The sequence below is a fragment of the Mesorhizobium sp. M1A.F.Ca.IN.022.07.1.1 genome, assembly GCF_003997575.1.
In the GTDB taxonomy this organism is placed as follows: Bacteria; Pseudomonadota; Alphaproteobacteria; order Rhizobiales; family Rhizobiaceae; genus Mesorhizobium.
Map to the genome: position 1 here is coordinate 1 of NZ_RZST01000354.1, position 5801 is coordinate 5801.

A 5801-nucleotide genomic window follows, 5' to 3' on the forward strand; every position below is an offset into this window, starting at 1 on the left:
AGACTTTCAACTGCACGAGGGCGGGTCGAGTTACCGGGTCGCCGATCCGGCTCACCAACATGCACTCGGCAGCCGCGATCTCGGATAGGGCGGCGCAGATCGCCTCGGCGATATCCCGCGCCGCGATGTTATAGATCTTCCCGACATGCGATACCGGGTTCTTGCCTGCGGCCGCTTCAAGGCTCATTGGCCGACAGGGCGTAATCAAGCCATTGACCCTGTTGCCGCGGCCTACTTGGCCGTCATCCCCAGCGTCGGCTGAAGTCCCCGTGACAGTGAGATAAGGCGCGCCCTGGGACGCTCCATCGGCGGCATTGACGTCCACTTCGGACACGGTGAACCCATGCTGTCGGGCAAGTTCTGCCACGAGCGTCCGAAGCTCGGATATCTCGGCAAAATAAGCATCACTGTGAGCGAGATAACGTCCGATCATGGCGCAAGCGACGGTCAGGCGAACTGACTTGCCTTGTCGAACTCCCATCACCTTTACATCCTCGCCCCATGCGGGATGTACACGAATTCGGTCTCTTCCATTGATGTGCCGCTCTACGCCGAGCACCAGGGTTTCAAGGGTGCTCATCGGCGCGTAGCCAACGCCAATCGAAGTATCATTGGCCAAGGGAGCTTCGGACGTGCGCGAAAACAGCTCCTGCAGGTCCCGTGAACCCGGTCGGGTCAGCACGTGGAATCGGACGTCGCGCTCCGCATCGAGCGCATGCAGGTTGAATTTCAGCCAAGACCGGGAGCCCTCGATCGCTATTTCTCTGACCGGAATTTTTTCCCCACCGATTTCAGTTGCGGCCCGGCCCGCCAGATAGATGTTTATCAGGCTGGTGAGAGAGCCGCCCCCGGAAGCGGGCACAGACCGACCGCCCAGCAGAAGCGCCTTGTCCACGTTGTGGTGAAGGATGCGATCAAAGCGTCGAAAATAATCCAGGGACAGATTGCGCGAGAATGTTTCAGCAAGGGCATCGCAGATGGTGTCCGGGTGACCCAGTCCCTTGCGCTCGACGACTTCGACCGGGTCATTGGGAACATCATACGCCGTCAGCACCAGCCGCGGGTTTGACGAGCCTTCAGGGAGCGACATGGCTGCGCCTCCGACTATGGGCGCCCGATCATGACGGCTTGCCTTCACCGGACCGGCCGGTCGATCGTGCAAGGACGCGATCCAGCCGCGGCAGGAATCCCGGTACATTCTTCATGTACGCGCGATACGCGTGGCCGAATTCGCCAACCGCATCGCGCTCCTCAACCCGCGCCAGCCTGACGTACATGACGACCAGCACCGGGAACATCGCCAGCGTCAGCAGCGTCGGCCATTGAACGAGGAAGCCGAGCATCACCAGGATGAAGCCGGCATATTGCGGGTGCCGGACATAGCTGTACGGTCCGCTCGTCGCGAGAGAGCGGTTCTGCTGCGCGTCGTAGAGAACCCGCCATGCGACCGCGATCAGCCAGAACCCGCCGCCGATGAACACGAAACTCAGCAGGTGGAACGGTCCGAAATGCGGATTGACCCGCCAACCGAACATCATTTCCAGCAGGTGCCCGGCATCGTGCGAGAACCAGTCGATCCCCGGATAGCGCGACTGCAGCCAGCCCGACAGCAAGTAGATGGTGAGCGGAAAACCATACATCTCCGCGAACAGTGCCACCAGGAACGCGCTGAACGCGCCGAACGAGCGCCAGTCACGGGTCGTCGCCGGCTTGAAGAAGCTGTAGGCGAACAGGATGAAGACGGTAGAATTGACGATGACCAGGCTCCAGAGGCCATAGGCTTGAGTTTCGGCGCTCATGACGGATTCCTTTCGTCGGGCTGGTTGCGGTGACCGCCGTGCCCGCCATGCCCATGTCCTCCATGCATGAAGAAGTGCATGAAGAGGCAGCCGAACGGCAGCAGATAGAACAGCGCGCCAAAGACATGGGCGCGGTGCTCGGTGAAGAGCAGGAACCCGCCGATCGCAAGGAAGCCAAGCAGGACGAGGCCTGCTCTGGATGTCAGAAAGGAATCTTGCGGGTGGTCGTGGTCTGAGTGGTCATGTGTCGACATTGCGGGTCTCCTATTCGACGACAAGGCGACCGCGGAACATGCCCATGGGGCATGAGAACCCGAACTCGCCTGGTTGCTTGGGCATCAGCTCGACGGCGACGGTTTCACCCGTCGGCAGATCGGCGCTTTTCTGGAAATCGGGGAAGATCACCTTGTCCGAGCAGGAGGCGGTCTCCTCGCGTCTGAAGTTCAGGCGCACAGGGCGGCCGCTGCGGACGACGATCGTGTCGGGCGTATAGCCGCCCTTCACGAGGATCATCGCCTCCTGGTAGCCGCCGCTCGTTTCCGCAGCCCGGACGCCCCGCGAACGCTTGAGCCAGAAGAACCAGATAATGAAGGCGACCAGGCCGATTCCGGCGACGGTCACTATCCAGCGGTCGGGTGTCATGAGCCTGTCCTCCTCGGCTGAAAGAAGCGCAAACGATTGGCATTGGTGACCACGGTCACCGAGCTGAACGCCATGGCGGCGGCTGCGATGAGGGGAGAGAGCAGAAGCCCTATGAACGGATAGAGTAGGCCGGTCGCGACCGGGATGCCCAGCGCGTTGTAGCCAAAGGCGCCGACGAGATTCTGCCGGACGTTGCGCATCGTCGCCCGGCTGATCTCGATCGCCGTGACGACGCCCGTCAGGCTGCCCCTGATAAGCGTCACATCGCTCGCCTCGATGGCGACGTCGGTTCCGGTGCCGATGGCGAAGCCGACATCGGCCTGGGCGAGCGCCGGCGCGTCATTGACGCCGTCGCCGACCATGCCGACAGACCTGCCTTCGAGCTGTAGCTTCTGCACCTCGTGCGCCTTGTCGTCCGGAAGCACTTCCGCCAGCACGCGATCGATGCCGACTTCGCGGGCGATCGCCCGACCCGTGCGCTCGTTGTCGCCGGTCAGCATGACGACCTCAATGCCCAGTCCTTTTAGGATTTCGATCGCCGCCCTGGAGTCCGGCTTGACGGTGTCGGCGACCGCGATCAGCCCGGCCGCTTGCCCATCGACCGCAACGTACATCGGGGTCTTGCCTTCGTTGGCGAGACGCTCCCATTGCGGCAGCAGCACGTCTGCGGGAACACCTCGGTCGCGCATGAGCTTGGCGTTGCCAAACAGCACGTCATGGCCGTCGATGCGACCACTGACGCCGTGGCCCGGGACGGCAGCGAAACCTTCAGCGTCGACCAGCTCGATCTTCCGCGCCTCGGCACCCTTCACGATGGCCGAGGCCAGCGGATGCTCGGAGCCCCGCTCCAGGGAGGCGGTGAGCCGCAGGACGGCGGTCTCTTGGTGGCCTGGCGTGACGACGACGTCGGTCAGCGCCGGTTCACCCCTGGTGATCGTGCCCGTCTTGTCGAGGATGATCGCATCGAGTTTCTCGGCCGCCTGCAATGCGTCGCCGGAGCGGATCAGGATGCCGTTTTCAGCTCCCTTGCCGATGCCGACGGTGAGCGAGGTTGGCGTTGCGAGGCCGAGCGCGCAGGGACAGGCGATGATCAGCGTGGTGACCAGGATGACCGTGGCATAGATCAGCCGTGGCTCAGGCCCGAAATCGTACCAGGCCACGGCCGCCAGGATTGCGATGATCATGACCGAGGGCACGAAATAGCCCGACACGGTATCGACGACGCGCTGGATCGGCGCCTTTGACCCCTGCGCGTCCTTCACCATGCGGATGATGCTTGCGAGTGCCGTGTCCTTGCCGACCTTCGTCGCGGTGAAGCGGAAGCTGCCGGTTTTGTTGAGCGTGCCGCCGATGACCTCGTCACCGGTCTGCTTCTCGACCGGCATGGATTCGCCCGTGATCATCGACTCGTCGACCGCGCTCGATCCGGCACTCACCTTGCCGTCGACCGGGATCTTTTCGCCCGGACGGACAATGACCGTGTCGCTGACCAGCACTTCTTCAACGGGGAGGTCGATTTCCTCGCCGTCGCGCACGACTCTTGCCGTCTTCGCCTGCAGCCCTATCAGCTTCTTGATCGCCTGCGAGGTCCGGCCCTTGGCCTTGATCTCGAGGGCGAGACCCAGCACGACCAGCGCCACGACGACGTCGGTCACGTCCCAGAAGACTTCGGCCAGCGCCATTTCGGGAAAGATCCCGGGCCATGCGACCGCCACGACCGAATAGAGGAAGGCCGCCGTGATGCCTATTGAGATGAGCGTATGCATGTTGGCCGCGCGGTGCTTCAGCGCGTCCCACATGCCGACAAAGAACTGCGATCCCGACCAGAGCAGGACGGGCAGGCTCAGCACGCCGAGCAACGTCCAAACGACCCGGCGCGTATCGCTGCCCATGGGCATCCAATCGCGCAGCCCCGGAATGAGATTGGGATAGCTGAACGCCATCACCGGGAGGGAGATGACGGCGGCCAGCCAGAACCTCCACATGAGGCTGCGGTATTCCTGCTCGTTCGTCGCCTCGGCTGGATCCTGGGTCTCGTCCGAGGGTTTCACCTTCGGCTCGGCGACCTTGTAGCCTGAGGATTCGATCGACCTCCTCAGTTCCTGGAAATCGGTGCGTTCCGGCTGATACTCGATGTCGACTGCGTTGGGCGCGAGGCTGGCACGGGCTGCGATCACGCCCGGGGTCATCTTCAGCGCCAGTTCGACGCGAATGACGCATGAGGTGCAATGCATGTTCTTGATGGGTATGCGCATCGTCGCCGTGCCGGCCGCATAGCCGATGGAGCGGATGGCCCGCAGGATTTCTGCGACCTTCGCCTGGGCCGGGTCGTAGTCGACCTTCGCCGTCTGTGTGGCGAGGTTCACCGAGGCGGCTAGGACCCCTTTGACCGCTCGAATGGCCTCCTCGACCGCTGGCGGGCAGTGGGCGCAGGTCATCCCTCCAATGCGGAGGGTGAGCGAGTCCACGGCCAAGCCACCAGACCGGTGGTCAGGGATTGCGGCTTCTGTCCGCACGTTCATGGGTTTTCTCCTCGTAACACGTTCGCGACCGGAGCCAGCGTTGGCCCAGCACAGAGAGCGGCCTGGGCCGGCGAGCGTGAGATTTGCCCGCCGAGCAGGTCGTCAGAGAACGGAACGAGGAGGCCGAAAGGCTGCGTCAGGCTTGGTCAGCGCGAAGCCTGATTGGTCGAGGAACGCCAGAGCATAAGGCTCCGGTACTAGGCCGATGTCCGAAGCGGTCGCAAGAATTGCAGCCGAACATGCGAAACAATGGCCACCGGCGCACAGACCGCAATTGGCGTGGGCTGCGCCGTCACAGCCTGAACCATCCGGAGCGGATGCGGACGGAACGGTCGTCGTCGAGGACATCCGATCTGCTTCGCAGTCTGCGATAGATGGAAAGATCTTGGCTAACGAAATACCTTGTGACGCACCGAACTCGTGCGCCTGCGCCTGGCCCGAGGGTGTTAGCAACAGGAAAAGAGCAAGCCCGAAAGCACGCATGATCACATCCAAGGTACCGGTTGCGGTCCGATGGTCTTGCTGCCAAATCTGCAAAGATCGTCCAAGCACAGCACGTCTTCCAAGCTCTCACCTCATGGCATGATCGCCTGCTCGGGCCAAATGCGCTTTGACCTGTGTCAAATCCGATCGAACCCGGCTGCAGCGAAACCTCCAGGCAAACCCGCGCATTTCAGTTGTGCGGCAACAGTGGTGGAGAGATGCGCGGAAAGCGGCACTCATGTCGAAGAAGCACTACACATCGTTCAGCCAGCCGCCGGTGAACCCGGCACGGCGCAACCCGGCGACGATGTACGGACAGCCGCTCATCAGGCGCCAAACCTGGTCGCATAAGTAG

Annotated in this window: 4 protein-coding genes and 1 pseudogene; all 5 read right to left on the reverse strand. The window is 62.6% G+C overall.

From position 1 onward, the window contains the following. A partial coding sequence (locus EOA75_RS27510; RefSeq protein ID WP_127325633.1) for a methionine adenosyltransferase occupies positions 1 to 1090 on the reverse strand: 1090 nt, incomplete at its 3' end. A gap of 28 nt (positions 1091 to 1118) precedes the next feature. Next, positions 1119 to 1799: an isoprenylcysteine carboxylmethyltransferase family protein gene (locus EOA75_RS27515; protein WP_127325634.1), complete on the reverse strand. Its 681-nt coding sequence runs from the start codon at positions 1797 to 1799 to the stop codon at positions 1119 to 1121. Beyond that, positions 1796 to 1918 (reverse strand): annotated as a pseudogene (locus EOA75_RS35845) (hypothetical protein); the annotation flags it as partial. The gene EOA75_RS27515 and the pseudogene EOA75_RS35845, both read right to left, overlap by 4 nt. A 145-nt stretch (positions 1919 to 2063) precedes the next feature. Continuing rightward, a complete protein-coding gene (locus EOA75_RS27525) occupies positions 2064 to 2441 on the reverse strand; it encodes a cupredoxin domain-containing protein (RefSeq protein WP_127325636.1) in 378 nt (125 codons plus the stop codon). Beyond that, complete coding sequence (locus tag EOA75_RS27530; protein WP_127325637.1) at positions 2438 to 4963, reverse strand: copper-translocating P-type ATPase; 2526 nt, start codon at positions 4961 to 4963, stop codon at positions 2438 to 2440. The genes EOA75_RS27525 and EOA75_RS27530 overlap by 4 nt, the downstream gene beginning before the upstream one ends. Positions 4964 to 5801: the final 838 nt, after the last annotated feature.